This window comes from Streptomyces sp. NBC_01410 (genome assembly GCF_045040195.1).
In the GTDB taxonomy this organism is placed as follows: domain Bacteria; phylum Actinomycetota; class Actinomycetes; order Streptomycetales; family Streptomycetaceae; genus Streptomyces.
On the sequence record NZ_CP109530.1, the window covers coordinates 8297084 to 8323366 of the forward strand.

The 26283-nt window shown below is 66.7% G+C and carries 25 protein-coding genes and 1 pseudogene; 12 read left to right on the plus strand and 14 right to left on the minus strand.

The genetic code is table 11. From position 1 onward, the window contains the following. Positions 1-2: 2 nt before the first annotated feature. Positions 3-593, plus strand: a complete 591-nt coding sequence (tpg, locus tag OG741_RS37755; protein ID WP_405593818.1) for a telomere-protecting terminal protein Tpg — start codon at positions 3-5, stop codon at positions 591-593. 278 nt (positions 594-871) lie between these two features. On the opposite strand, the gene OG741_RS37760 is transcribed toward tpg, so the two are convergent. Continuing rightward, a complete protein-coding gene (locus tag OG741_RS37760) occupies positions 872-2188 on the minus strand; it encodes a hypothetical protein (protein ID WP_405593816.1) in 1317 nt (438 codons plus the stop codon). Positions 2189-2595: 407 nt separating this feature from the next. Between OG741_RS37760 and OG741_RS37765 the strand changes: the two genes are divergently transcribed. Together OG741_RS37765 and OG741_RS37770 are read left to right on the plus strand one after the other, a co-directional pair. Next, on the plus strand, positions 2596-5574 hold the full coding sequence (locus tag OG741_RS37765; RefSeq protein WP_405593814.1) for a serine protease: 2979 nt from the start codon (positions 2596-2598) through the stop codon (positions 5572-5574). 45 nt (positions 5575-5619) lie between these two features. After that, on the plus strand, positions 5620-6213 hold the full coding sequence (locus OG741_RS37770) for an NUDIX hydrolase (RefSeq protein ID WP_405593812.1): 594 nt from the start codon (positions 5620-5622) through the stop codon (positions 6211-6213). Here the strand turns inward: OG741_RS37770 and OG741_RS37775 are convergent. Next, entirely contained in the window at positions 6203-7309 is a 1107-nt protein-coding gene (locus OG741_RS37775) for a hypothetical protein (protein WP_405593810.1), read from the minus strand. The genes OG741_RS37770 and OG741_RS37775 overlap by 11 nt on opposite strands. 177 nt (positions 7310-7486) lie before the next feature. Between OG741_RS37775 and OG741_RS37780 the strand changes: the two genes are divergently transcribed. Next, positions 7487-7864 carry a CU044_2847 family protein gene (locus OG741_RS37780; RefSeq protein ID WP_405593808.1) on the plus strand — a complete coding sequence of 126 codons (378 nt, stop codon included), beginning with the start codon at positions 7487-7489 and terminating at the stop codon, positions 7862-7864. Here the strand turns inward: OG741_RS37780 and OG741_RS37785 are convergent. The 4 genes from OG741_RS37785 to OG741_RS37800 form a co-directional block, all read right to left on the minus strand. After that, a complete protein-coding gene (locus tag OG741_RS37785) occupies positions 7796-8458 on the minus strand; it encodes a DUF6233 domain-containing protein (protein ID WP_405605317.1) in 663 nt (220 codons plus the stop codon). The genes OG741_RS37780 and OG741_RS37785 overlap by 69 nt on opposite strands. 73 nt (positions 8459-8531) lie before the next feature. After that, a complete protein-coding gene (locus OG741_RS37790; protein ID WP_405593804.1) occupies positions 8532-8699 on the minus strand; it encodes a hypothetical protein in 168 nt (55 codons plus the stop codon). Positions 8700-8705: 6 nt separating this feature from the next. Continuing rightward, on the minus strand, positions 8706-9170 hold the full coding sequence (locus tag OG741_RS37795) for a hypothetical protein (protein ID WP_405593802.1): 465 nt from the start codon (positions 9168-9170) through the stop codon (positions 8706-8708). After that, positions 9143-10006, minus strand: a complete 864-nt coding sequence (locus OG741_RS37800) for a hypothetical protein (RefSeq protein ID WP_405593801.1) — start codon at positions 10004-10006, stop codon at positions 9143-9145. Before OG741_RS37800 ends, OG741_RS37795 begins: the two co-directional genes overlap by 28 nt. A gap of 530 nt (positions 10007-10536) precedes the next feature. Here OG741_RS37800 and OG741_RS37805 point away from each other — a divergent pair. Beyond that, entirely contained in the window at positions 10537-11409 is an 873-nt protein-coding gene (locus tag OG741_RS37805) for a DUF402 domain-containing protein (protein WP_405593799.1), read from the plus strand. A gap of 244 nt (positions 11410-11653) precedes the next feature. Here OG741_RS37805 and OG741_RS37810 read toward each other — a convergent pair. Both OG741_RS37810 and OG741_RS37815 read right to left on the minus strand, forming a co-directional pair. Further along, positions 11654-11899: pseudogene (locus OG741_RS37810) on the minus strand (transposase); the annotation flags it as partial. Positions 11900-11976: 77 nt separating this feature from the next. Next, positions 11977-12183, minus strand: coding sequence for a hypothetical protein (locus OG741_RS37815; protein ID WP_405593797.1), 207 nt, complete (start codon positions 12181-12183; stop codon positions 11977-11979). 257 nt (positions 12184-12440) lie between these two features. On the opposite strand from OG741_RS37815, the gene OG741_RS37820 reads away from it, so the two are divergent. Continuing rightward, on the plus strand, positions 12441-13202 hold the full coding sequence (locus OG741_RS37820) for a GntR family transcriptional regulator (protein WP_405593794.1): 762 nt from the start codon (positions 12441-12443) through the stop codon (positions 13200-13202). Positions 13203-13221: 19 nt separating this feature from the next. Here OG741_RS37820 and OG741_RS37825 read toward each other — a convergent pair whose 3' ends face one another. Then, positions 13222-13767: a thioredoxin family protein gene (locus OG741_RS37825; protein ID WP_405593792.1), complete on the minus strand. Its 546-nt coding sequence runs from the start codon at positions 13765-13767 to the stop codon at positions 13222-13224. Positions 13768-13931: 164 nt separating this feature from the next. After that, positions 13932-14573 carry an HNH endonuclease family protein gene (locus OG741_RS37830; protein WP_405593790.1) on the minus strand — a complete coding sequence of 214 codons (642 nt, stop codon included), beginning with the start codon at positions 14571-14573 and terminating at the stop codon, positions 13932-13934. A 553-nt stretch (positions 14574-15126) separates the two neighbouring features. Between OG741_RS37830 and OG741_RS37835 the strand changes: the two genes are divergently transcribed. The 4 genes from OG741_RS37835 to OG741_RS37850 all read left to right on the plus strand — a co-directional run bounded on the left by OG741_RS37835 (position 15127) and on the right by OG741_RS37850 (position 18997). Then, the gene (locus OG741_RS37835) at positions 15127-15441 is read left to right on the plus strand and encodes a Ku protein (protein ID WP_405593788.1); all 315 of its coding nucleotides are present in this window, start codon (positions 15127-15129) and stop codon (positions 15439-15441) included. Between the two features lie 157 nt (positions 15442-15598). Then, complete coding sequence (locus tag OG741_RS37840; RefSeq protein WP_405605992.1) at positions 15599-18130, plus strand: DUF6185 family protein; 2532 nt, start codon at positions 15599-15601, stop codon at positions 18128-18130. 60 nt (positions 18131-18190) lie between these two features. Continuing rightward, complete coding sequence (locus OG741_RS37845; protein WP_405593786.1) at positions 18191-18325, plus strand: hypothetical protein; 135 nt, start codon at positions 18191-18193, stop codon at positions 18323-18325. 201 nt (positions 18326-18526) lie between these two features. After that, positions 18527-18997 carry a RidA family protein gene (locus OG741_RS37850; RefSeq protein WP_405593784.1) on the plus strand — a complete coding sequence of 157 codons (471 nt, stop codon included), beginning with the start codon at positions 18527-18529 and terminating at the stop codon, positions 18995-18997. A gap of 16 nt (positions 18998-19013) precedes the next feature. Here the strand turns inward: OG741_RS37850 and OG741_RS37855 are convergent, their stop codons facing one another. From OG741_RS37855 to OG741_RS37865, 3 genes are all read right to left on the minus strand, one after another. Further along, positions 19014-19859, minus strand: coding sequence for a PhzF family phenazine biosynthesis protein (locus tag OG741_RS37855; protein WP_405593782.1), 846 nt, complete (start codon positions 19857-19859; stop codon positions 19014-19016). 91 nt (positions 19860-19950) lie between these two features. Continuing rightward, on the minus strand, positions 19951-20652 hold the full coding sequence (locus OG741_RS37860) for a proline hydroxylase (protein WP_405593780.1): 702 nt from the start codon (positions 20650-20652) through the stop codon (positions 19951-19953). Positions 20653-21197: 545 nt separating this feature from the next. After that, on the minus strand, positions 21198-24077 hold the full coding sequence (locus OG741_RS37865; protein ID WP_405593778.1) for a tetratricopeptide repeat protein: 2880 nt from the start codon (positions 24075-24077) through the stop codon (positions 21198-21200). A 631-nt stretch (positions 24078-24708) separates the two neighbouring features. Here OG741_RS37865 and OG741_RS37870 point away from each other — a divergent pair. Together OG741_RS37870 and OG741_RS37875 are read left to right on the plus strand one after the other, a co-directional pair. Next, the gene (locus OG741_RS37870) at positions 24709-24936 is read left to right on the plus strand and encodes a hypothetical protein (RefSeq protein ID WP_405593776.1); all 228 of its coding nucleotides are present in this window, start codon (positions 24709-24711) and stop codon (positions 24934-24936) included. 115 nt (positions 24937-25051) lie between these two features. After that, positions 25052-25513, plus strand: a complete 462-nt coding sequence (locus OG741_RS37875) for a hypothetical protein (protein WP_405593774.1) — start codon at positions 25052-25054, stop codon at positions 25511-25513. A 219-nt stretch (positions 25514-25732) separates the two neighbouring features. Here OG741_RS37875 and OG741_RS37880 read toward each other — a convergent pair whose 3' ends face one another. Beyond that, positions 25733-26278, minus strand: coding sequence for a thioredoxin family protein (locus OG741_RS37880; protein WP_405593772.1), 546 nt, complete (start codon positions 26276-26278; stop codon positions 25733-25735). Positions 26279-26283 lie beyond the last annotated feature (5 nt).

The following is a 26283-nucleotide window of genomic DNA, read 5'->3' on the forward strand; positions in this document are numbered from 1 at the left end:
CCATGGTGCGACGGATCCGCCCGGGTAACGCGGACGCCGACGACGCCCTCGTCCTCGACGCCATCGAGCGTGCCGGGCAGGACGCTTTCACCCGCGAGCCCCCCAAGACTCTCAAGGGCCGCATCAACTTCCTGCTCAAGCAGTTGAAGACGACCAAGGCCGTTGCCCAGGCACTCGGCATCACCCAGCGCTCGGTGGAGCGCTACCGCACCGGCGAGCGGAAGCACCCGCCCAAGGCGATCGCCGACCGGATCGACGCCGCGGTGCGCGCCCGCTGGCAACCGAAGGTCCGTGACCGTCGACGGAAGCAGGCCGCCACCTCGACCGGGATCACCGTGGAAGCCCGCGCCCGCTTCGGCTACACCGCACCCATCGGTACGACCGACGACGGCCGCATGCGGCGCATCACCGTCCACCTGCCCGCCGACTACGCCCGGCGTCTCTTCGACGCCCAGCAAGACATCGGTGCCCTGAGCCCCAACGAGGTCATCGCCGAAGGAATCCAGGAGGGGTACTTCAAGGACAACGGCCGCCGCGCCGACCAGCTTGAGGTCGAATTCACCGACATCGACTACATCGATGTCTCCTTCTGACTGAGCCCGCGTCGGCCCGGTGCTCCTCCACATCCGCTGAACGGCGCTGGGCCCGCGCCAACGACCCCGACTTCCCGTTCCTCAGCGGCAAGCGCGGTGCCGAACTCCTCTACTGCGTCCGTGACCTCAAGCGCCGGGCACGCAACCGGCTCCGTGCCGCCGTCGGCACCACCCACTTGTCGTGACCAGGTCCGGATACGCCACGAGCCCCGGTGGAGCAGATGCATCCTCCGAGGCCACGTGGCCTGTCCGGCGCCCTGACGGGGACGGGTTTTTGATCAGCTGCTGACGATGTCGAGCAGATCCTGGAAGCGGCGGTTCACGTGTTCGTTTCCACACGCGCGGCGGACAACTGAATCGCTCTGAAGATCTTCAACGATCTTCTGGATGCCGCCGCGGCTGTCCAGGAAGAGCTGATTGATGATGGGGACGCCCCGGTTGCTGTAGAAGACTTTGCGGTTGATGCCAGCGCCGTATCCCCCCGGCTCGCCGATGTAGCAGAGCACCATCCACTTGACGATCCCAGGCTTGATGCCGTCGGGAACCGGATCGAGGCCGCCGAACTCCTCGAACAGCCGCAGCGCGGGGCCGTGCTCCTCGTGGTTCGTCCATCGGTGGCCGATGCCGGTGAGCTTGTCGAGTTGTCTTGCAAAGAAGTCCTTACGCTGTCCCTTCCCGAAGTAGGGCAGGAGCTCGGCAGCGTGGGCCACACGCACGGTGAGTTCGTCCAGGGGGTCACGGCCGAGCTTGGTCAGCAGGTTCTTGGCGACGGCCAGGCGCACACCGTTTCGAGTCCGTCCGCTCAGCTCTTGCAGCATCAGGTAGGCGTTCTCGCGAACGACATCGACTTCGGAGCTGCTGAGAGCCGTGCTGACGAGAATCCGGACGATCTCCTCCTGGCGCTGGTCCGGTGCGTGCTCAAAGTCGGTGAGAAGCCCACTATCCGGTGTGATGGGGCCAGAGGCTTCGATGATCTGCTTGACCTCGGACACCTCGATCAACGTGATCGGGTCCTTCGACAGAACAGCGTCGATGCACGTCGTGAAGGTGTATACGACATCCTCGAAGCCGGCCTCGTACTCGGAGTCCTCGTGTTCGAGGTCCTTGCGGATGTCGTACACCCGCGTCATCTTCCGCCACTCGGCGCGGCTGAGAAGCCCAATGCGGTATGCAAGCCTGATCAAGTAGGCAGTTGAGTAGTTCTCGATGTCCTCGGCGTTCTCGATCGGCGGGAGCTTCGGCTTGGCCGTCTTGGCGGCCTCGCTGGCGATGCTGACACCCACGATGAGGATCTTGTCCCGGAGATCTCGGACGGCGGCGTTGAACAGACGCTGACAGGCGCTACTCGGATCCACGGGCAGGATGCGTCGCACGCGCTCGATCAGGTTCTTCGCCTGCCACTCCGGCCGGATCCTCTGCATCAGGCCGGGCACATCGTCGATCGTTGTGACCGCGGCGGCCGAGGCCGCGACGACGACGCCTTCTTGATCGCTCAACTTACCCTCGCTCAGTATGAATTGAACCAGTCGTCCAAGGGCAAACGGTACGGACCGAGACGTCCCCGCCGCGCCTGTGTTTCCCAACCCGGCGGGCAAGCGCAGTGCCGAACTCCTCTACCGCGTCGGCGACCTCAAGCGCTGGGCAAGCAACCGCCCCCGTGCCGGGGCTGGTGGGGAATCCGCTTGATCCTGTGACAGATGTGGGTGGTTTGGGCAGTGTCGGGCGTCATGGTTGCCCTTCGTCCCCGCCGTCTGGAAGGGCTCTTCGGGGCCCGGCTGGACGCGGTCTCGCACGCCCAGGTTGTCGCCCTGAAGACGAATGCGGTCTCCGAGTCGTACGACCTGGAGTTCAAGGGGGAGCTCTACGGGGGCAACGACAAGGCGAAGCGGGATTGTGGTCCTCGTCGCTCTGAGGCGTGTTTGAAGGCGGACACCGGCGGTGGCTACTGGATTCCGGTGGCAGCGCACGGAAGGCTGGCTGCCCGACCCCAGAGGAGTAGGGCATGGTCGCTGACGACGAGGCGTGGGAGAGACTGGACGCATTGAACCGGCTGGCCGTCGATCAGGTGGTCGGCGTAGGGACCGCGGACGACCCCCATGGCTCCGGATTCTTGGTCTCCGAAGACACCGTCCTGACCTGCGCTCATGTCGTTCAGAACTGCGAGGCGGTTTCGGTTTCGGTGCGGGGGCGCACGATGGATGCCGAAGTGGTCCGCAGGGTTCCAGAGCACGGAGGTGAAAGGGACATCTATGAGTTCCCGGACCTCGCGGAGCTCCGTCTTTGTCAGCCTCTGGAGGGCGGCATCGGCGTGTGGCTCGGGGAGAAGGGACCGTCGCAGGGCGGAGAGGTGGCTGTCCACGGATTCAGCGAGAGCACCCTACAAGCTGGCGCGCAGCGGGACACTATGCGCCTCGTCGTGGCTGGGCCGGCTGGACAGCTGGTGCGGCTCCAAGGGGATCAGGTCGTGGAGGGATTCAGTGGCGCCCCTGTGCTCGACCTCCGTACCGGGCGGGTGTGCGGCGTGCTCAAGGCGTCGCGCGACGACCAGTACCCCCTTGGCGGCTGGTTCATCCCCGTCGATGCCGTACGACACCATTTCCCTGAGCTGGCGGAGCGCAACTACCGGGACCACCGGCCCGGCACCGAGTGGTGCGACTGGGCGCTGGACCGCAAGCGCCGGCAGACCGCGCTCTTTGGCCACTTCGGGAGCAGCGGTCCGCGGCGCGCCGTATCCCGTGTGACCCCAGCGCAGCTGCTTGCCCAAGGCACGATGCCTTTCCAGGATCGCCCGGAGCTAGCGGATCTGCGGGCATGGTGCGACGACGACCCGGACTACTTGCTGCGGCTGCTGCACGCGTCGGGGGGCTCTGGCAAAACCAGGCTCGCCGGTGAACTGTGCCGCGAGATGCACAAGCACGGTTGGATCGCCGGGTTTGTAGACAAAAGGGCGCTGGGCAGGCCGGAGTGGTTGGTCGAACTCATCGATGCCCTCTCGGCGGGCATTCCGGTACTGGTCGTCTTCGACTACGCCCAGGCTCGGCTGGATGACATCTGTGCGCAGCTGGAGCACGTGTACCAGTACGGCCCCGAGGGGATGCGGCTGCGGTTGCTGCTCCTCGCCCGCTCGGACGAACCGCTGTGGCAGGCGCTGAAGCGCCGTGTTGATGACTGGGCGCTGGCCGGTGCGAGCGTCGTACAGCTTCCCAGGACCATCGCGAATTCATCCTTGGCCTCCAGGGCTTTCAAGGTGTTCGCCGACCGCCTCGGCTGCGGGTGGCTCGCCGCGCCGGAATCGCTGGACGCACGCGCTGAAGAGCAGGATTCGCTGCTGGGCGTGCTCGCACTCGCGCTGGACGCGGTCCTCGCTTTAGAGCAGGGCGGTACCTGGGCTGAAGCCGGCGATCCGCTGGAGCGGATCTGCGACCATGAGATCCGGGGCTGGCACGCTCTGCTCGCGGCACGCCTGCCCGGGGAGACGGCGCTGTCCGGCGAGAGCGGTGAGCGCGTGTCGGAAGGACTGTTACTCGTTCCTACCCTGGTCCCCAGACTGCCCCGAACCGACCTCACCGACGTGTTGAACCGGGTCTATTCGGCGGCCTTTCCCGGGAGACAGGCGCTCAACACGTTCGGCGTCCAGACCTCTCTGCAGATGCTCTATCCCGCAGGAGGTGACCAAGTGGCCCCGCTGGAGCCGGACCGGATCGGCGAGATTCTGGTCCGCCGGGTCCTCAGCACGCCGGAAAGCTCAGGGCACACCAACGCCTATCTTGCCGCGCTGCTGCAGACACGCCATCACGCCTCCGAGGCCCGAATCGCGGCGGCCGCGGAGACGGTCGAAGTGCTCGCCCGGGCCCGCGGCTGCACGGGCGTGGGCCGGGTCGAGGCCCACCCCGCGCACCAAGCCTTGGACGCAGCCCTGGACCATGCCGTCGCCGAGCACCCAGAAGTGCTGCTGCCCGCGCTTGTCATCACCGGCGGTGTGCTGCCCCACGCCGAGCCGCTGGCCGACCTCATGCTGCCAGTGCTCGAGGTATGCGAGCCGTCACTGCTCGCCTCAGTCGAAAACAGGTTGCCCGACTACCCCTCGAGCCTGTCCCCGGTCGCAGTGGTGGTCCTCGGCCGGTTGCTGGACCTGCCGAGTGCCCAATTCACCGAGGAAGACCAACTCCTCAGGCTGCGCCGCCTTTCCCGCTACAGCCTCCGACTCGACGACACGGGTCGGAACCACATGGCGCTGGAAGCGGCCCGCCAGGCCGTCACACTGAGCCGCGACCTGGTACGCCAGTCCGGACGGCACATGGCCGAGTACGCAGCGGCGCTCAACAACCTGAGCCTGCTGCTGCACCGCGCCGGTGAGACGGGGCCCGCGCTGGAACAGAGCAGGCTGGCGGTTGACCTCTACGAGCAGCTGTTGGCACAAGCCGAGAGGGAAAGCCTGCCGCGGCAGAGGCACCTCTTGGACGCCGCGGCGGCCCTGAGTACTCTCGCGCTGCTGCGCCTGAAGGACGGCCAGGTGCACGCGGCTGCCCGCGAGGCCGCCCGGGGTGTTCTGCTGTGCGAACAAGCGAGTCCAGGTGCCCGACAGGACGACACGATGCTGGATTGCCTCGAAGTACTCGCCGAGTGCAGGCAGCGGACCGGCCTGATCAAGGCTGCCGTCGTCTCCGGAGAAGAGTCCGTAGCGCTTCTGCGCGAATTGGCCGAGCGACAGCCAGGGCGGTACCTTGCGAGGCTTCCCGAGACGCTGCACCGCCACGCGAGGGGCCTCATCAGGACAGGCCAGGACCGGCAGGCCTATATCGCCTTTAGGGAGTCCGCGAACCTGCGTAAAGGGCTTCCTGGCCGGGACCCTGCACGGCTCGCAGCGCAGCGGCAATCATTGCGCGCGCTGGCTGAACTGTGCTGCGACCTCAGTGAGTTCTCTCATGAACGTGCGTCATGGCTGGAGCAGCTGGAGTCCCTGGACGATCATGGCGGATGAGGAACCCTCGCACCGGTAGTCCATGACACTCCAGGCAGGAGCGATATGCCGACCGACCACGAGACTTCCGGCTCTCCCGCGCCGATCCGGCGCCAGCGGGCCGTCGAGGTCTTCACCAACCGCTTCGGGCGGCTGTACAACGACGACGTTGTCTCACCGGGCGGGCTGCCGGGTAACTACCTGCGGTGGCAGTGGGCGCAGACGGGGGTGGTGGTGGTACCGGTGGGTCCGGACGGCATGGGCTTGGTGCCTACATATCGCTATCCGGTGGGCGCTGCCTCCCTGGAGTTCCCGCGCGGCGGTTGCGAGCCTGGTGAGCACCCCGAGAAAGCCGCTGTGCGCGAACTGCGGGAGGAGGCCGGACTCGACGCCTCCTCTGTGCGGGACATCGGATTGATCCACGCGGATACCGGCCTGATCGAGACCGGCATCCACGTCTGCTGTGCCACTGTGCTTTCCGCGGAGCGCAAGGCCGCCCGGCCGGAAGCAATGGAGTCGGTGGCCGAACCGGTGTGGGTCTCGCAAGATGAGATGCCGGACTGGTTGCGGCAAGGACGGATCACTTGTGGTGTCACGATCGCCGCCTACGCCCTGGTGATGGCTGAGCGGAATACGCTGCCGCTGGTGGCTAGAGGGTGACCACCCGGTCGAATTGATCGAGGTCCTTCAACGATCGCCGGGGAGCCTGGATCCAGTCGCCCTCCGCTGCCTCGGTCGGACGGTTCACCACATGGAATGACAGGTTCCGGGCGGTGCTGGCAGCCGCCGTCTGGATCTCCAGCCCCGCCCCCAGGCGACCGGTCGCCGGGTCCTCATCCAAGCCGAAGCGCATCAGACGGGCCTCACCCCGCAGGTGGTCCCATGCCCGGCCGCCACTGGCACGGAACGTGCGGTCGAACGCCTCCATCATCCACGAACTGAACTCTTTGACAGCGGCCCGTAGGACCGAGACATCCGGCTGCAGGCCACGCCTGAGCCGTGCCAACTCCCGCACCAGCGCGTTGCGTGAGGGCTGCGCTGTCGCTTCGAACAAGACCTCCACAGGGAGCTGCGACAGCAGGAAATTGTCGAGTACCGCTGCGGGCAGCTCTGCCTGTTCCAGAATCCGGCGGCTTCGCGAAGCCGGGATCGTATCCGGTACATCGCGTGGACTGGCCATACCGACGTCCAACGCACTCGGGAGAGCCTGCCGGTAGGACTCACCGGCCCAGTCGTCCACCGACTGCAGCGCCAGTACTACTTCCGCGCTCGCCCTCGGGGATGTCTTGCGGTAGCAGTCCAGCCAGTCACGGAGCGACTTGTAGTACAGCACCTCTTGGTCCCTGGACCACATCAGAGCGGCGTCCAAGACTGCCCTCGTATCGCCTTGAGCCTGCTGGAGCCCCAGCTCCAGTCGGTGCAGCGCACCGGATTTGAAGGCAGCCTCCACCACTTTTCCCTCGTACGGCACGAAGTGGGCGGCTGCCATCGCGTCCAGCTGGTCAACATAGGCGGAGCAGGGAACATGGTCGACGTTCTTCGCCGCATGTGCGTCTCTGATCCCGTGGAGCGTGTACCCCGCACGGCGAGCCACACGGATCCTGCCCTCCTCCAGCAGCGGGGCGAGATCCGGGAGCACAGCGCCTGCTGCGGCGTTCTCGACTTCTTCAGCTTCCTGGGGCGAGACGAGCGCGCGGAAGTACTTGTTGTTGAGGCTCTGGGAGTCCCCGATCAGTAGAGTGTCCGCGAAGAGCACGTGCAGCAGTACACGCGACCGTAGATCTGGGGCTCCGTCAATCGGTGCCGCCGCATGGGGCTCGACGTCAGAAAGGTAGATCCTTTCCGCGCTCGTCTCCAGAGAATCGTTGTCCACCGGTCGTCACCCCTCTAGACGCGATGCAGTTGCTGAGTATTACATCAGCAAGGAGGAGAATTGTCAGAGATTGTCCAGGTGGAAACGCCCGAGGGAACTCTCTGGGTGCGCATCGAGGATCGCGGCGGGCCCAGGGATACGGCGTTCGGTGGCAGATTCCAGTTGGATGATCTTCCCCGCACGCTGGAGACCGTCGTCGGCAGCGTGCGCTCGGGGCTGCGGAAGGCAGCGCCGGACGAAGTTACGCTCGAATTCGGAATCGAACTAGCCATCAAGTCCGGACTTTTGGTGAGCGCAGTGACGAGCGCGGGCGGGAAGACCACCCTCAAAGTATCGGCAACATGGAGGAAAGGCGGGCAACCTGCCCTCTCAGTGACCGCGCCTGACCAGCCCGAAGAACCTGAGGAAGTTAACGAATCTGATTCCCCCGCCACTTAACATCGACTCCCGTCTGAGAAGCGGGTGTCCTCCTCTCCCAGATTTGCACGCATCATCCATGCTGGGTTCTCCTGCTGCCACCACTCCACGAGATCGGCCCAGGACAACCCCGCCGCGCCAAGCGGCAGTGCGTACGTCAGGCAGTAGCCCATTTCGCGGGCCGCTCCCGTCTGCCAGGTGAGGATGTCCTGGTGCCCGCCGGCCAGTTGCAGGGTGCCGCCCGGGGGTTTGAGGCGCTGATGGCGTGCCGGGTGTGGGGTGCTGGCGTAGCTGCGTGATCTTCTTGGCGGCGCTGCACATGGTGCAGACGGCGGCCGCGGGCTGTGTGGCGGCCTGGAGCGCTTGTTGGGCAGTGAGGTCGAACGGCCCTTTGTAGATGGGGCAGTCCTCGGTGTGGACGTGGGTGCGGCGCGGGCCTGTGGCGTCGTAGGCCTGCCGCTCCCGCTCCACGCCCCAGCCCCTTTCGTCGACAACTGCCGTGGCGTGCTGGGGCGGTGGCTCGGGCAGGCGGTGGCCAGTGCGCGCGCGGACGATCGCGTCCCGGTGCCGGGTGAGCCGTACACCCTGGTAGGAGACGCCGTCGATCGGCCGCACGTGTGTCTGCGGCGCATCGAACTCGACGTCGGCAGGCTGGGGGACGTCGCGGGCGCCCAGTTGGGTGCTGGGCTCAGAGCGTCACGCTCACCCGGTAGAAAACAGGAGCCGGTGGAGCCCTGCCACCGGGGTGGTGGAGGCGGCCGGTGATCTGCTGGCCGTCGTAGAGCTGGATCCGGATCGGCGGGGTGGGCGTCGCAGACGGCACCTCTCCGTCCGTGAGTGGCTGGCCCTCGTCCATGACGGGTTACGCCGCCTCGTCATCGGCCCGCTCGTGGACGTGCTTCAACGCCATCCGGGCATCGACCACCTTCCCCTGCAGCGTCGGCGTCTCCCAGTAGGGATGCGTGCTCACTGCGATCGACAGGGCAAGCAGCCGCTGGCGCAATCGCTTCTCCTCCGGCAGCTGCTCGGCGGTGTAGCCGGGACTGTCCGGAAACGACGCCACCCGGTCGTTGAGCACGTACTTCTCGCTCGTCCAGCCCGGCTCCGGCGTCACCGACCACGGCAGCGTGCGACACAGCGCCTCGTACTCCGCCCGCGTTCTGTGCAGGACGAACTGCGCGGCGCGGAGGTCCTCGGGGAAGTCGTACGTTTCAGCCCACCAGAATGATACGTCTGTTCGATTTGGTGAGGCAGTCAGGCGCGCCCAAGGGTAGGTAGCGCCCATCCACAACTGCAGCGCTACGGCTTGGAGAGCTTCAGTGTCCACGTTCCGTCCGCGGTCACGTTGAGGTAGTAGGGACCGTCGCTGATCATTTGAGTGACGGTGGAGCCGTTGAAGTTTCCGACTTGGTTGAAGGGGAGGTTCTGCAGGTCACCCTTCGCGTCAAGGACGGTGACGATGAAGTTCGCTTTGCCTTTGTGGGTGCCGCGCAGGGTCGCCGCGTGGTTTGCGGTGAAGGGGCCGACGATGCGGTCACCCTTACCTGAGTACGTGTGGGGCAGGGAGACCGCGGCTTGGCGGCGTGGCTGCGTGAGGGTGATGGTCCAGGCGGAGTCCGCCTGGATCGTGAGGCGGTAGCTGCCAGCACTCATACCCACGCCCTTGGAGCCGTTGTAGGTGCCGATGGCGTTGACCAGGAGGTCTTTGACCTGGCCCGAGCTGTCGAGCAGCGTGACGATGAAGTTGGTCTGGCAGGCGGAACATGTTGACCGGAAGACCGCGAGGCCCTCGGTCACGGTGAAGCGCTTCGTTGCTTGCTGACCGGTTCCACTGAGCTTGATGGGCGGGATGGGGGTGGGTGCCGCCTTGGCTGGCTTGATCTGTTCCGATGTGCTGCCGGAGGTGGGGCTCAACGAACTGGGGGAAGCAGGCGGGGAGGCCTTGTTTTCGCTGCTGTTGGCCACCGCGATGATCACAATGAGGGCGATCAGGAAGACAGCTGCGCCAGAGCAGCCCCACAGGAACCGCCGCCCCCGACGTTTTTTCGAAGGAGGCTGCTGCGGGGACGCTCCGCCGATCGACTGGCCGGCGGGTTGCGGCCAGCGGGGAGGCTTCGCAGGGGGCCAGCCCTCAGGCTGCCCCGCGCCGGGACCATCTGACATGGCTCGCTCCCTTCGGGGCGACGCTGAGCTTCCCTGCTACGCCCGCTTGCGTGGCCGTCCGCTCGCCGACTTGTTGGCCGCAGTCTCCTTCGCGGTCGACTTCATCGCACCCCGGATCACCTCGCGGCGCCAACGCTCGTCGAAGGTCGATCGACATCGGGGAACCGGCCGCGGAGCCACGGCCGTGCCCACCGGCTTCCAACGAGATCCCCAACCTCGCGGGCACGGCGTTCGCCCGGCCGGGCGTAATCGCGAGGCCCATAGCTAGGGTCGTATCGGGTCAGGTCCCGTCCGGGGCCTGGCGCTGCAACACGGCCGGTGCAACGCAACTGCGCGTTGCACCCATGAGCTGCGGAAACATTCATGATGAGTCTGCGAGATCGGCGTGGACGACCCGTACCGTCGCAGGTAGCCGGCGCCGGCCAGCCGCTGACCCCGGCAAGCTGTTCCGGAGCCGCTGGGCAAGCCAACCGCCAGCCCGGGCAAGCCGTGGCGACTTGCCCGGCCCCGGACAGGAAGAGGTGACCGGAGTGCGGTCCTTCGACGTCGGCGAGACGGTCGTGCGGCGGGACGTTCATCGCACCGGCCGGGTGTGGAGCGAGCTGGCGCTGCGGGTCATTGCCGACGGCCCCGAGGCCCTGGTGACTGCCTGCCTGCCCGGAGCCGAGGCATTGTGGCCCTCGCTGTACGCCAAGACCCGTGCCGACGGCGACCGTTCGGTGCGGGCCGAGGCGTTCGAGGCGATGGCGGCGGGGAAGTGGGAGCTCGCCCCGGGGCGGTGGCAGGACACCGAACTGCTGCTGTGGAAGCCGCCGGCGGCGTGGTTCAGCATCAACGCCTTCTACACCGGCTCCGGGCTGCGGAACTGGTACGTGAACTTCGAGCATCCCACCCGCCGCACCGAGGACGGGTTCGACACCTTCGACCTGACCGTGGACCTCGTCATCGACCCCGACCTGAGCACGTGGACGTGGAAGGACGAAGACGAGTACGCCCAAGTCCGGCGCCTGGGCATCGTCACCGACACCGACCACCAGGCCGTGGACGACGCCCGCGCCCAGGTCCTCTCCATGCTCGAAGACCGGGCCGGGCCGTTCGCGGACGCCGACGGGTGGGCGGCCTGGCGCTGGAACGCGGACTGGTCGCCCCCGCACCTGCCGCAGTCCTCCCCGGCGGCTCGCAGCCCGCTCGACCTAGCGCACGGCGCTGAGTCCCACCGTCAGGAGCCCGCGCGGGTCCGCGTCGGTACAGGCGCAGGTGGATCGCTTCGCGCCGCCCTCGGCACTTTGAGGCCGGTTAAGGGAGATGGCCGAGGACGGTCCGTCCCTGATCGCGGCCCCCTCCGCCCTTGCCGCTGGCCTGATCCAGCACTTCGGCTACCCGTGGACACTCCAGATGCTTAGGACGGAGTCATCCGCAGCCAGTAGTGGAGTTCACACCGCCACGGTCCCGCCGTACAGAAGTGGGCCACACAGACCAACGTCGACACCACACAGGACACCGTCGACTGATCCGAGACGAGCGGCTACAGCGTCGCAGGTCCCCGGGGATCTGCCATCGGATTGGAGGCCAGGATCGCCGGACTCTATCCACAGGCCCGCCGTTTTACGGTCGTAACCGCTTCTGGGTGTGAGGTGCCGGGACGCACACCCCGGCCCGCGACCAGATTACGAACCGACGGTGTGCGGTCGACTTCGAGACGCCGAAGCAGGGCGGCAGAGCCCGCCAGGCACACCCGCTCACCAGCACATAGATGATCGCTGCGAACAGCGTCTCATCAGGTGTGTTCGGTGTCCCTCCACCCTGCGGTCGCACCCGGTCGTCCGGAATCAACGGCCTGGCGAGCTCCCACAGACCGTCCGGAACGATCCAACTCCATGTACCCCGCCCCATGAACGAACCAACGACGGCTCACCACATAGGCCACGGTCTAAGTTGCCCCCGCCCGGCTGGGGCCCGCTGGTTGGGGGTCAGCGCTGCCTGGACGTGCTTCCCGTGGCGGCGGCGCCTGCTGCACTGATGAGGGCAGTGAGGATGAGGGAGCCTTCACTGACATGCCCGAACAGCATCAAGGCTGCGGCGAGCACGGTCAAAGCGGATCCGATGCCGGCCACTGTGTGCTTGCGTGCCTTGTTCCAGGCACGTCGTCGGTTCCCAATCTCGTCGTTCGTCGTCACAGTGTCCCCCTGGCGCGGTGTTGGAGCGCGATGGCATGTGCTCTTCGATGACGCCCCGGTTGGTGCAGAGGATCAGCCACGTACTGGGTAACCAGGCATCGATGTGCGGCCATCTTGCGGACTTGGATGTACCTGAGGCTCTTCAGTAGTTAGTATGTGAACATACGAACCTGCCTGAGTGGATGTCAAGATGGATGAGAATGACTCTTTTTGACGGTCCGTCGGGTGGATCAGGACCTAGGTGAGGAGGTCAACCGATGGCAGTGCACACCCCCCGGTACATCCAAATTGCAGATGATCTTCGGAACAGGATCCGCAGCGGAGAGCTGCAGCGAGGAGCGCGTGTACCGTCTGAGAACGAGATCCGCGAGCAGTGGGCTGTCTCGGGCATCACCGCGCGTGCAGCCCTCGCGGCACTCCGCAACGAGGGGCTCATTGAGGGCGTACGAGGTAAAGGGTCCTTTGTGCGCCTAAAGTCGCCCCTCGTGCGGCTGGCCCCGCAGCGCTGGAATCGGACAGGGGCCGAGGGACCCCGGCCCACGTACAGCCTGGAAGCCGAGCGGGCTGGCCAACCCGTTGCGGTGGAACGCAGCTCACAAGAGACTCAAGCCTCAGCTGAGCAGGCTGAGAGGCTCAACATCAACGTCGGTGATCCGGTGTCAGAGACCAAATACTTCATCGTCATGGACTCGCGGCCAGTGTCCTGCGGGGTGTCGTGGGAGCCTTTGGCTATCACCGGCACGACAGAGATCGCATCGCCAGCAGAAGGTCCATATGCAGCGTTGGGCATTGTTGGGCGCTTCGACCGGATCGGCGTCCACGTCGACGAAGTGGAAGAGGTCCTGGATTGCCGCATGCCGAACCCGACCGAGGCGCAGATCCTGCACATGCCAGCTCAAGGGACGCCCGTCGTGGCTATCCAGCAAACGTGGCTGGCCCAAGGGATGCCTGTATGCACCGCAGATGTCGTCTTCCCCGCGGACAGGTACGAGTTCCGCTACCGCATGCAGATCAAGTAGCAACCCCACTGTGCCGCCATCACACTCGCCACTTGATGGAGCAGCCCATGCTCGGCCGGTGGGGTTCGGGGACCGGCTCGCCGGCTAGGACGTGAGTGATGGCGGCGTCCAGCAGTTCGCCGGTGACGGGCTTGCCGCTTGCCGGTGTGGACTGGTCCATCGCTCCCCGGTAGGCCAACCGGCGCTGGGTGTCGTACAGGAAGAAGTCCGGCGTGCAGGCGGCCTGGTAAGCCCGGGCGACGGTCTGGTCGGCATCCACCAGGTACGGGAAGGTCCAGCCAGCCCGCCCGACCTGCTCAGCCAGGCGTTCGGGCCGGTCGTCCGGATAGGCGTCGGCGTCATTGGCGCAGACGCCCACCACCGCCAGCTTCGGGTACCGGGCGAGCAGCCTGCCGAGCCCGGCCTCGACATGGCGCACGTAGGGACAGTGGTTGCACAAGAATGCGACCAACAGCCCAGGAGCGGTGGCAAAGTCGTCACGGCGGACAGTCCGGCCGACTAGATCGGGAAGCGCGAAGTCCGGCGCGGGCGTACCCAGGGGCACCATCTGTGACAAGACAGCCATACTGCCATGCTACGAACGTCGCACCGCGTATCCGAGTCGGCTCACCCTGGACCCGCCCGACTCGTCAGGGGAACGGCCCAGCACTTCGACGATCGCGCGTCTGTTCCGTCCCGCTGGATGTTCTCCAGCGGGACGGACGGGCACCACGGCCTACGAGTGGTCCGTCAGCAGCCGTTGAGGACCGAGGACAGGGCGCTCTTTTCGGCGGAGTCGACGGAGAGTCCGTAGTAGTACTTCACCTGGACCCAGGCGCGGGCGTAGGTGCAGCGGTAGGTGGTGCGGGAGGGCCACCAGGTGGCGGGGTCCTGGTCGCCTTTGGACTGGTTGACGTTGTCGGTGACGGCGAGGAGTTGGGGGCGGGTGAGGTCGTTGGCGAGCGCCTGCCGCTTGGTGGTGGTCCAGTTGTCGGCGCCTGAGTCCCAGGCTTCGGCGAGGGGGACGAGGTGGTCGATGTCGACGTCGGAGGCGGCGTACCAGGTGGCGCCGTCGTAGGGGGAGTACCAGCTGCCGCTGGTGGCGGCACAGGAGGAGTCGGTGACGACATTGGAGCCGTCGCGCTTGAGGACGGTCTCGCGGGTGTTGCAGGTGCCGCTGATGGTGATCCAGTGGGGGAACAGGTCGCGGCTGTAGCCGGTTCGGGAGTGCTCGGCTGACACGGTGAGGGAGGCCAGGTAGGAGCGGGCGGTGGCGGCGCTGACCGGGGTGGGCAGAGCGGCTTGCGCGGGGGTGGTGGCGAAGAGGGTCAGCGCGGCGGTGGAGAGGGCCACCAGGGTGGCGGCGATGCCGTGACGGGCGTGTGTGCGCATGAGTATCGACTCCCGAGCCGGGGTTGACGGGCGGGGGGCGCCGCTCATCGTGGCCCCGGAGGAGTTGATGCGGGTAGATCTCGCAGAGTGAAGTTCCCGTGACAACCCGTCAACAACTGGATTGAGGACGGAAACCGCATTCGGGCGATGGGGTCAGCTGCGCTGCGTAGCGACGATCCCTGACCCGCTGCCAGGACCGCCCGGCCGCAGACCACGAGCGCGTTGAGGAAACGCATCTGCCATGGACCGGTTGGCGTGGTCCGGAAGGGGAGCAGGCCCTGCACCAGACAGGCCGTGCCCACCATCAGTGCTCCGAGTCCGTAAATCCGCGGCTTCTTGACCTTGCGACGCGCCCAGGGCCAGGTCCACCCGGTGAGTATCGAGGCCGTTCCCAGGGCCATCGACAGCGGGCCAACCAAGAGGGCGAATCTCATGGCCCAATCCACGGGCTCCTCTTTCTGTCGATGAGCAGCCTGCTGGGACCTGCGGGAGATGTATGCGACGACGCGGCAGACTCGGACCAGCCGTTCCGGACCTTAACGGGGTTCAGCAGGTGCGTTGCGGGCGGGGCGGCCAGTGTCCCTACGCTTTCCTGGTCGAAGCACTCGCCCGCACCTGCCGCGTCGGCATCGCGAAGTTCGCCGTCCGCACCCGCGAGCGCCTGGCCGTGCTGCGCCCACGCCGCGGCGTCCTGGTGGTCAGCGCACGGCAGATGCCGCCGCCGGTCTTCACGTGCGCGATGCGAGTGTTGTCGGGGCCCGGCAGCGCGAAGCTGTGGGGAGACGAGCCGACGTTCTCCCGAACTCGTAGCGACGAAGGGGGCGGCAACGACCGGATCCTGCGTTTCCTCGAACACCACACCGGATAGCGCGGAACGGGGTCACCGACGGCTACCGAACTTTCGGGTGAGTGCGGCCACATCCCTTGCACCAACGGTGGGGAGGATGACCGGAGTCGCGAGATGACGAGTCCGTCGGGAGGCAGGCTTGTTGAGAAGCCGGGCGTTGGTGTCGGTCTTGGCGGTGGTGTGTGTCCTGCTTCCTTCAGGGGCCGCTCGGGCGGCGGCGGAGGATGCCTGCGCGAGGGCCGGACTCGCCGGAGCGCGGGTCAGTACGAGCGTGGAATTCCGGCACGACGACCGAACGTACACCAAGATCGAGACCGACTTGACCGTCGACATACCCGCCAGCTGGAAGCATGCCAAGGCCTTGCTGCTCAGCCGGGAAAGTCGGGCGTACATCAATGCGATGGCCTGCCTCACTCGGCAGTCGCAGGGGCAGCAGCTTCCTCGTTGGTCGGAGTGGCGGCCCGGTCCGCCGGTGGTCACGACGAAGGGGGGCCGCGTCAAGGTCGTCTACGCGGCCCGCTCCTGGGTCAACCGGTATCGGACGGACATCGATGTGGGCACCTGGCAGGTACGGGCTGGGGCGGACATCTGGACCGTGACACTCAAGCCACCGCCTGCACTGGCGGGCTCCCACTGGGACCGGATCACGGTGGATCCCGGCCCACCCGGAGTCGAGATCGCGAAGCCACCACCGACGGCGAAGGAGGAAGCCTCCAGACTGGTCTGGCACCAGAAGAAGGCTCCGCGCTCGGCTCCCGCCGTGACCGTCTCCCTCAGACCGTCCTGGCAGCACGCATGGGCCGCACAGAACGATCGTCTGACCGCCGCAGGACTCGACACGCTCGGTGGGCTGCTGTGGACGGTGACGATGTCCGGCCTGTTGCTGCGGGCGGCCGCCCTCTACCGTCGGCGCACTCCCACACCTGCCGCACATCAGAAACGCATCCTGCGCAATCTCGAATGGTGGGCCGTCACCGTCGTCGCCCTATTCGGGCTGATCCGTGTGGACGACCTGATCCGCCGGTACGACGAGAGGCGCAGCGACGAGTGGTGGATCGACGACGCCCTCCTTCGGGGACATGTCTTCGCCCTGGCCGCAGGCGCCCTGTTGTTCTCTTTCGCTAAACCACCCCGGCGCATCTGGCTGGCTGGTGCCCTGCTGATGCTCCCGCCGCTGGCCACGATGACCCGGCCGGCGGCCTTCGGCCTGTGCGGGTCGTGCAAAGAGCCGTGGGTGGCGTCGGACTTGGCGCTCGCTGCGCAGACCACGGCCTCCTGCTGTCTCCTGGCCTTGACCGTCCTCGGTTTCGTCGCGGTGGCATGGCGGCTCGCCGTCGACGCGGAGCTGCTCCCGAAGAGCCGCCAGCCCGTTCCCCCCGGGCAGCAGCCGCGGGACCGGGTGCTGCGGCTGCGCATCGCCGGTCCCGCCGTCGTCGTATGGACCCTGGTGGTAGCCCTTTGCTACGCGCTCACGGAGGAGCGCAACTGGCAGCGTGCCACCTGGCTCAGCGACCGCTGGGAAAGCCGGGACGGTACCGCCGTGTACGGGATCCGTCATCTGGAAGACTTCGTCGGGGAATCGGTGTTGTCCGCCTCCAACGGACAGGAATGGGTGCTCGGTTACGCCTGGCTCCTGACCGGCGTGGCTGTGCTCGCCGTGCTGCGCACGTGGCGCGCCTCGACGCTGGCGCCTCTCGATGACCGTGCGGACCGCCTCCTGTTCCTCGCGTTCTTCCCGCTCGCGGTGTCCATCGGCGATGTCCACCTCGACAGCGCACTTGCCGATGTTCTCTGGATACCTCTGTACATGCTGACCCTGTACGCGGCGGTGACCCCCCTCAGGCGCCATGCCATCCTGGAGCAGCCTTTCGAAGTCTCCCGGCGATCCCTCGCCGAGGGCATGGGACCCGGTGCCCGTACGGATCTGTTGAAGAAGGCCCGGGTCTACCGGGAGATCCATGCCGAGCTGCGCCGCCTCGACCAGGGGCTTGTCGGCGACAAACCGCCCGAACGGGCAAAGCTGGAAAGGACGTTGGACAAACTGCACAACTGGCCGGCGAGCGGACCACTGGCAGGCGCCGACCGGCTACCGGCGAACGTGTCCGTGGTCGACGCCGCACTTGCGCTGGGGCCGAAGGACAACTGGTGGGACAACGGCGTCCGTGGCGCCCGCTTCGCCCTGGTACTTGGTCTGCCCGCCGCCGTCCTCGGCGCCTGGTCCGGCTCCGTCCGGGGCGAGGCCTGGCAGGACACGTTGATGGACCTGCTCGGTCTGCCCGGAATGGTGCTCAGCATCCTCTACTGGGTGTCCACATGGGTCGGTGCGGGCTTCGTCCTCGGGGCGCTGTGGCGGGTCCTCCCCGGTCGGCGTGGGGCGGTCAAGGCACTCCCGGTCGCCTTCGCCTTCGCGCTGCCGGTTGCTCTGGACGCGCTGATCGGCTGGTTCACCCAGGAAGGCGCCGCCAACCTCGCGCTGTACGCCTCGACGATGCTGCTCGTCCTCACCGTCACCGGCATTGCGCTCGACCTCGACACGTTCCGTACTGAACGCCGCTTCTGGCAGAGCCGCCTGGGACTCCTCCTATCTGTCTACCAGATGCGCTACTACTCCCTGCAGGTCGCCTACCTCGTCGGCCAGGTCATCGCGGTGATCTCGATCTGGAATTTCTTCGCCGAGCCGTCAGGCACGCCACCGGCCGGCGACAAATGACCGGCCCCGAACGTGCCCTGAGGTGCGGGAGCTCAAGCCCGAGGGGGTGCCGTTTTGTGCGTGAACCTTGAGTACCCCACCTGGCGCACCGAGGACGGGTTCGACGCGTTCGACCTGACCGTGGACCTCGTCGTTGATCCGGACCTGGCCCGCTGGCAGTGGCGGCACAACAGACCCTCACCGTCCCGCTTCTGATCCGGCGTAAGCTCCAGCCTCAGCAGTCTCGACACGGCGGACCCCCTCCCACCAGCCCGGTATTCCCAACCACACCCGACTTACGCAAGACCGCTTAGGTACTCCCGCGCCCCTCAGGCCCTACGGACTCATGACGGCACCTTCGACTGCAAATCCAGGACTCGGCCCCGATGCGCCCGGTGCCCGTCATAGCATCGGCCCATGTCGCCGACAGCAGGTCCTCGTACCCGACTGAACGAATTTGGCCTCGAACTTCCCGAAGTCAGCCCGCCCAAGGGCGCGTACATCCCCGCACTTCGCAGTGGAAGCCATGTGTATGTCTCGGGCCAGGTGCCCATGGAAAACGGGGAACTCGTCGCCACCGGCAAAGTGGGGGCCGGTATCACGCCGGAGTACGCGAAGGAGCTGAGCAGGCGGTGCGCTCTGGCCGCGCTCGCCGCCGTCGACTCGGTCGTGGGTCTGGACAGCGTCCTACGGGTGGTAAAGGTGACGGGTTTTGTCGCCTCCGCTCCGGGCTTCACGGGCCAGCCGGGGGTGGTCGACGGAGCGAGCGACCTCTTCCTCGCCGTCTTCGGGGACGCGGGGCGGCATGCGCGCAGCGCCGTCGGCGTCGCCGAGCTGCCACTCGGCTCACCTGTCGAGATCGAGATCGTTGTCGAGGTTACCGACTGAGGGCGGCAACCCCTATCTAAAGTGCCACGGCGCTTCCCGAGACCGCGATACCGCTTCCCGGCTCCGCCGGCAATGACACTTTGATGATGCTGGGCCGCCCCATGTCGTACCCCTGAAGAACCGTCAAGTCGCTCGGCGGGGCGACCATCCCCAGCTCCCGCAGATACCCGCCGAACGCGGCGGCCGCCGCGCCCGTTGCAGGGTCCTCTACGACTCCGCCGGGCGGGAAGGGGTTGCGTGCGTGATACACGGTCGGGGACTCCTGCTGAACAAGGTCGATGGTGGCCCAGCCCTCGCGGTCCATCAGCTCGGCGAGCGCGGAGAAGTCGTAGTCCAGGTCGGCGAGCCGTTCGCGGCTGGCGGCGGCGATGATCGGGTGCCAGGCACCGCCGTACGCCGCGCGTGGCGGCAGCGCGGGGTCCAGTTCGTCGGCCGACCAGCGCAGGGCGGCGAGCAGTTCGGCCAGTACGAGGTCGGGAATCGGCACCGAGCATGGTGCGACGCTCACCAGCGTGGCGACGACCAGGCCGTCCTCCAGGGTGCTGGTGGTGACGGTGACCATGCCCACTTTGGTACGCAGCCGCAACGTTCCGACACCGTGGCGTTCGGCGTGGGCGACCGCCGTAGCGATCGTGGCATGTCCGCAGAACGACACCTCTGCGCGCGGGCTGAAGTAACGGATGCCGAATTCGCCCTTGTCCTCCTCTTCCAGCGGCACCAGAAACGCTGTCTCCGAGTAGCCGATGTCCGCCGCCGTAGCGAGCATGGTCGCGTCGTCGGTTCCGGTGGCGTCGAGCACCACTCCGGCGGGATTGCCGCCGACCGGGTCGACGGTGAACGCTGCGTATCGAAACACTTGCACCGGGTGACCGTAGCGAGAGCCGGACGGCCCGTCAAAGCCTCTGTTGCGAACGGGGTTCTGCACCCCCTGATCCGGTTGCGCCCCGTCCGACTCACCCCCAGGTAAGCAACTCGCCGGTCGCGGTGAGCCCCATGGAGAACCCCAGCGCAATGCGCCGGGCACCCCGGCCCGCCCGCACGGCGTGGAAGTTCCGCGGGTCGAGCAGCAGCGCCTCTGCCACTCGGGGCTTGATCTCGACCGACTCGGCGTCGCCCACCGCTCCCTCGGCATAGCCGTAGGACTGCGGCAGCCGGAACGTCTCGTCGCGCGGATGCCAGCGGTGTCGCCAGATGACGGTCTCTCCCCCGGTCTCCGGCACACTGAGGTAGAGGTTGAACGCGAACTGCGCCACCAGGGTGGCGTCCAGCAGATCGCCCTCGAATTCGCGCAAGGCGTCGTCGAAGTGGACTCGGAAGCCGTAATTGGGCTCGCGGGCGACTCCGGGCGCCATCTCCCGGCCGCCACGCCGGCCCACAGCCACCGCCCCCGGCCAGTCCGCGGACAGCGCTTCACGGCACTCTTCGAAGGGGTCGTAGGGGAGTCCGAGGCGCTGCCAGGCGCGACGAGCGGCCTCGACGGCCGACCAGTAGCCTTCGGCGACTCCGCCTTCCGCACGATGGTCGCTTACGCCCACGCCAAACCGCATCACCGGAGGCTGGACGCGTTGCCTGCCGTAAGAATCGAACGGGGCGTTCTCCAGGGCGTGCAGGATCTCCTCGCACACGGCCTTCGGCACGAATTCGGGCACGCGCACGGCCGCACACCGCCCGGCGGCGAGATCAAGGATGCTTCTGCAGGTGAAGTAGGGCGAGGTGACAACGTGAAAGAAGGTGTCATGCGGAACGGCTGGTGAACCAACGGGTAAGTCAACAGGAATCATTCTGATGTCCCCCGTATCTCCTGAAACCAGTGTCGCTGGGCCGGTGCACCACCGGGGCGAGAGAGCCGCCGGACTGCTCGATCCGTCAGACGGGCCGGGCGTGGCTGAAGTCCCGGAACGCCGTCGCCGCGCTGAGCTCCAACACCTGGCGATCGGCATCCAGAGCCTCCCGCGCGATTCTCCGTGCGATCTCCAACCGTGACGTCCGGTCGCTATCCCCAGTGTCCGGTTCGTTCCCCTGCCGTAACAGCTCGTCCTCGTGTTCGTCCGGGTGTGGCATGGTCTGATCCCCCCAAGCGGCCAGGTCCTGATCCGCATCGGTGCCTCTGTGTAATCGTCTCCACTCAGAGGGTGGAGGCTGCCGATGGTACGCGCAAGACCCCAACCGGCCCTGCCTTTCGGCGAATTCGAGCGGCACGTCACAAGTCTTTCAATGTTTTGTTCAGCAGATCGCTGGTCAGTCGCACTTCCGGGTGGTCTGTGCCGAGCACTCTTCGTTGATCGCCGAGCAGCGCTGCAAGCAACTCCACCGTTTCCGGTACGCGCAACTGCATCAGCAGTGCGATGCCGAGTTGGTAGCGCAGGCGTAGTGCCGGGTGGGAGTCGACGGACCGCTGAGCGCACTCCAGCGCGCCCTGGATCTCCTCCTCCGCCTCCACGACCCGCTCCTGCTCCAGGAGGCTACGGGCCAGCGTCTCCCGCACATGCAGGGTCTCCGGTGTGCCGGGCTCTCCGGTGGCCAGCCGGATGCGCAGGATCTGCCGAAGGTCCCTCTCCGCCTCCGCGACGCGCCCCTGTGCCATGACCGTCCGCGCCAGGCTGTGCCAGACGACGAGAGTGTCCGAGTGCCCCGGCCCCCGCTCGGGGTTGTGCCGCTCGTCCTCGACAACCGCGCGCAGCACTTGCTCCGCCTCGCCCCACCTGTTCTGCTCCAGGATGGCCCGGGCGAGCTTGTGGCAGCTGGCGAGCGTGTCGGAGTGCTTCTCCCCAAGGGCGAGCAGGCGTCCCGCAACGACCCTCCGTAGTTCCTCCTCCGCCTCCTGGTGTTCGCCGTATTCCAGCGAGATGCGGCCTTTCTCGTGGCGCAGCGCGAGGATCTCCCGGTCGTCGCAGTGGTAGCCCAGCGACTCGCAGTTGGCGATGATCGGCAGCAGCAGATCACGGGCCTCCCGGAGCAGGCTCGCCACCAGGAGATAGCGGGTCGTAAGCCGAGCGAGTTCCAGAGCGTGTGCAATCAGATCATGGTCACCCGTCGGTGCGGCCCCACTGCCGGTGTCACGGAGGTGGAGAAGGGCACGCGTCACCTCGATGGAGTGCGGTGCAACGGTGACCCAGGTCTGCCAACTGCCCGGCTGGTCCGGGTCCCGGTCACGTACCGCGTCCAGCAGCATCCGCACGTCGAGCCCGTAGTACTCGGCGCGCTGGCGCCTGACGTCCTCGTCGTCGCGGAAGATGCCCCGCACCACCGGATGCAGCGACAGCACTTGCGACGGGTACCGGTCGTTGGTCTCGTTCACCGGTGCTATCTCGACAAGGCCGAGGTTCTTCAGCCCCAAGAGCGCTTTGCGGCGCTGCTCGGACGTCGACCCTGCGAAGAGCGGGGACCGCTCCAGGGCATCGCCGCCGACCATGATGCGGAAGGGGATCGGAGTGTTGCTCAGGCACGCGAACGCCTTCAGCAAGGGCGCCGCCTGGGGAAGTCCGCGCTGTTCCAAAAGCCACAGGGACATGCGGTACACGTGCCTGACTTTCTCCAGCCCGAGCGACTCGCCGGTCTGCTCAGGCCGGGTGCCTGCCGGGGAGTCGAAGCGCCGCCGCAGCGCCTCGCCGTAGCTCTCGAAGTCCTTGGGCTCCGCACCGTCGAGCGACAGTCCCGACTCGGCGACCTCCTTTATGTAGTCGGCAGCGGCCACGAGGGCGAGAGGGATCCCGCCGAGCTGGCGTGCCAGCAACCGCGCCTGCTCCATGGTTCCGCACCGCCGCCCGGCACGTTCCATGAGCATCGACGCGCTGTCCCGGTCATCCAGGAGCGGTACGTCGTATACGTGGCTCCAGCGGCCCCAGACCTGTTCCCTCCGGTCCCGGCTGGTGACAATCACCAGCCCGTCCGGGGCGGTGGGGGCTCGCAACCAGCCGGTCCCTTCCGAGACCGCTCCGCCGCCCGGCCCGAGCTGCTGCGGCTCATCGACATTGTCGAAGACCAGCAGCCAGGGTTCGTTCATCCTGTTGAGATAACTCCAAATGAGGTCCGTCTGGCTGCCGTTGCCCCGCCAGGTAGCATCGGTGATACTGACCGGTATGCCGACGAGCCGGGCGACCTCCAGCATGCTCTGACTCAGCCGGTCGGCCCGGACCCACCAGACGTGCCGCCCCCGCTCCCGCGCGAGATACGCGGCCTCCAGGGCCATCCGGCTCTTTCCGCGGCCTCCCGGTGCCGCCAGCACATGGACCCGTTCGTCGTGCCCGGCCGATAAGATCGAGGAGACGATGTCCTTCCGCTCCCGGCCATGGAGTGTGCCTTCCTTGAACGGCAGGGTGACGGAGTAGGGTCCCTGCTCGTCGCCGGCCGGTTCAAGGAATTTCGGTGATTCTTGAGGTAAGAGAGGCTCCTGGGGAGGCTCGACCGCGCCTTCAATAGCGGCCTTCAGTACGTGATAGGACTGTGCCTTCCTATTGGCGGGCTGAACGATGGTAAAATGGTCTCCCTCGACGATGCCACCATCGGTGAAGCCCGTTTTTGCGTCGACGGCGAGTACGACGTTGTCGGTCGCCCCTCCGTACGCGGATATGGGAATTTGGCATTCCGTCTCACTGACGGTCCGGGCATGCACCACGGACTTGATGACTCGCGCCCGAGCCTCCTGCACATGCCGATTGCCGATCGGGCGCAGCTCCCTCTCCTGGGGATGCTTCCAAAACCAAAGTACTTTTCTCAGAAAGAGAAAGAACCCCGAGCCACTGTTGGGGCATGCGTACATCACGATGTGCCTGATCTGCGCCAGCTCAGGACCCAGAGCATTGGCAAGCTTCCGGGCGAGGAACCGCTGCACGACCAGTCCACCCTGGCTGTGCGTTGTGAGCACGATCGGCGCACCGTCGCCGCAGCGCGTACTCAGCCATGTCCCCAACTGATCTGCGATGTCGTCGATTTCGGCGATTCGGCGGTCCGGCCGCAGACGGATCTTGGGCGAGTTGTACTCGAAACAGTGCACGATGACGCGGCCCTTCATCGCCGGGTCCGCGGCAATGCGCTTCTTGAAGACGTTCCACGTACCGGCACCCCCGAAAAGGCCATGCACAAAGACCAGATGAACAGGTCTGGGTATCCCCATTGGGTACCTCCGAGGCCATCAAGGCCAGTTGTCGCCGGGGGAAGTGAGCCGCCCCAATCATGCATGAGCGGCCACCCAATGGCCAAGGCCGTGCCGTGCGTCATCACTGCTGCGATAGAGTGCGCCCTCCTGCGCCCCCCTACGCGCTCCTGCGCCCCACTTTGCCTCCTGCGACCAGGCGGCCCGCTCACCGAAATCACCACACATTCGCGGACTCTTAGAGCTTCTAAGACAATGGGGGGTTGGGTCGGACTTGGTAGGGCGAGCTCTGTTTCATTCGTCGATCAGGGGCCACCTCTGCCAGCGGAACGGTCACCGTCGCCGTTGTCAGGGACATCGAGTTGTCTTGATGTGACGTGGACCGGTTCCTCCGTTGTGCGGGCCATGGGCACTTCGCCCTGGATTGTGTCGGACGACTTGTGAGAGAGATCCTCCACACTTCAGGGCGGGTCGAGGACAGGGTGCTGGCCGCTGCCTGAGAAGCCGGGGTGACCGACGCCGAGCTGGCCGAGATCGTCGCCCACATCGCGCTCAACACACTCTCGAACTACTTCAACCACCTGGCCCAGCCCGATCTCGACTGCCCGGAGGTCGCCGCGTGAACTTCAACTGGCGCACGGGCTCCATCGAGCTCATGGCCGGCTACACCCTCACCGGCGCCGATGGCCGCCGTATCGACCGCGCCGAGAGCATCCGCTTCGCGATCGAGGGAGGCTTCATCCACGTCCAACTCCCCGACGTCCCGCACCTCCAAGTCGTCTCAGCCCCCGCCCTTCGCCTGCTGACCTGCACAGCAGCAGCCCCCGGGCAGCCATCCTCCGGCTGATCCCAAGCCCCGGAGGAGCACCGCTTGCGGATGACCGGCGCACAGCGGCCGAGGTGGGTGGTGGGATATGGCATGGTGTCGCATCGCGGCTGGCTCCGAGGGGGAGGGGAGTGCCATGGAACTCTGGTTGGGAATCGTTGCTGTTGCCGGCACGCTGCTGGGCGCGGTTACCTCGCATCTCCTGCAGTCCCGCACGGCGCGGAAGTTGCACGCCGAGGGCTTGAGCGTCGAGATCAGACGCGAGCTGCGCCAGGCCACCGCTCGTCTCCTCGCGGCGGAGACCGTACTGCGCCGCCTGCAGTACGAACGGTGGGGAGCGCGGGACGCTGACGCCGCTGCCAGGGACACGGCTGCCGTTGCTGCGCTGACAGCACGCTCGGATGTCATCGCCGCGCTGGCCGAGGTCCAGTTGCTCACCGACGATGCTGGGGCGCGCGCGTGTCTCGCCGAGTTGGCGGAGGCGACGTTCACTCTTCACTACGCCTCGGGCGAGGAAGACCTTGCCGTACGCTCTCATCGGGCTAGGGATGCGGCTGACAGCGTGGTGGACACCATCGGGCGCTTGGTCCGCTCCTGAGACCCCTCTGGACCAGCGCCGATGAGGTGGGCGGTGTGGGCAGAGGTGAAGCCCGCCCCCTTTGAGTCTCTTCCTGCCACGGATGGCCGGCTCGGCCTGCGAATTGCCGCTGCGCGGGACTGCTGCTGTGAAGCGCCCGAGTCCACCTCACTCGGCGGGTCGAGCGGGCGTTCACATGGTGACGATGTCCTCTGGGCGTCTCGTCGCAGGGAGTGGTGATCACTCTCGCCATTTGATGGAGCAGCCCATGCTCGGGCGGTGGGGTTCGGGGACCGGCTCGCCGGCTAGGACGTGAGTGATGGCGGCGTCCAGTAGTTCGCCGGTGACGGGCTTGCCGCTTGCCGGTGTGGACTGGTCCATCGCTCCCCGGTAGGCCAACCGGCGCTGGGTGTCGTACAGGAAGAAGTCCGGCGTGCAGGCGGCCTGGTAAGCCCGGGCGACGGTCTGGTCGGCATCCACCAGGTACGGGAAGGTCCAGCCAGCCCGCCCGACCTGCTCAGCCAGGCGTTCGGGCCGGTCGTCCGGATAGGCGTCGGCGTCATTGGCGCAGACGCCCACCACCGCCAGGTTCGGGTACCGGGCGAGCAGCCTGCCGAGCCCGGCCTCGACATGGCGCACGTAGGGACAGTGGTTGCACACGAATGCGACCAATAGCCCAGGGGCGGTGGCAAAGTCGTCACGGCGGACAGTCCGGCCGGCCAGATCGGGAAGCGCGAAGTCCGGCGCGGGCGTCCCCAGGGGCACCATCTGTGACGAGACAGCCATGCTGC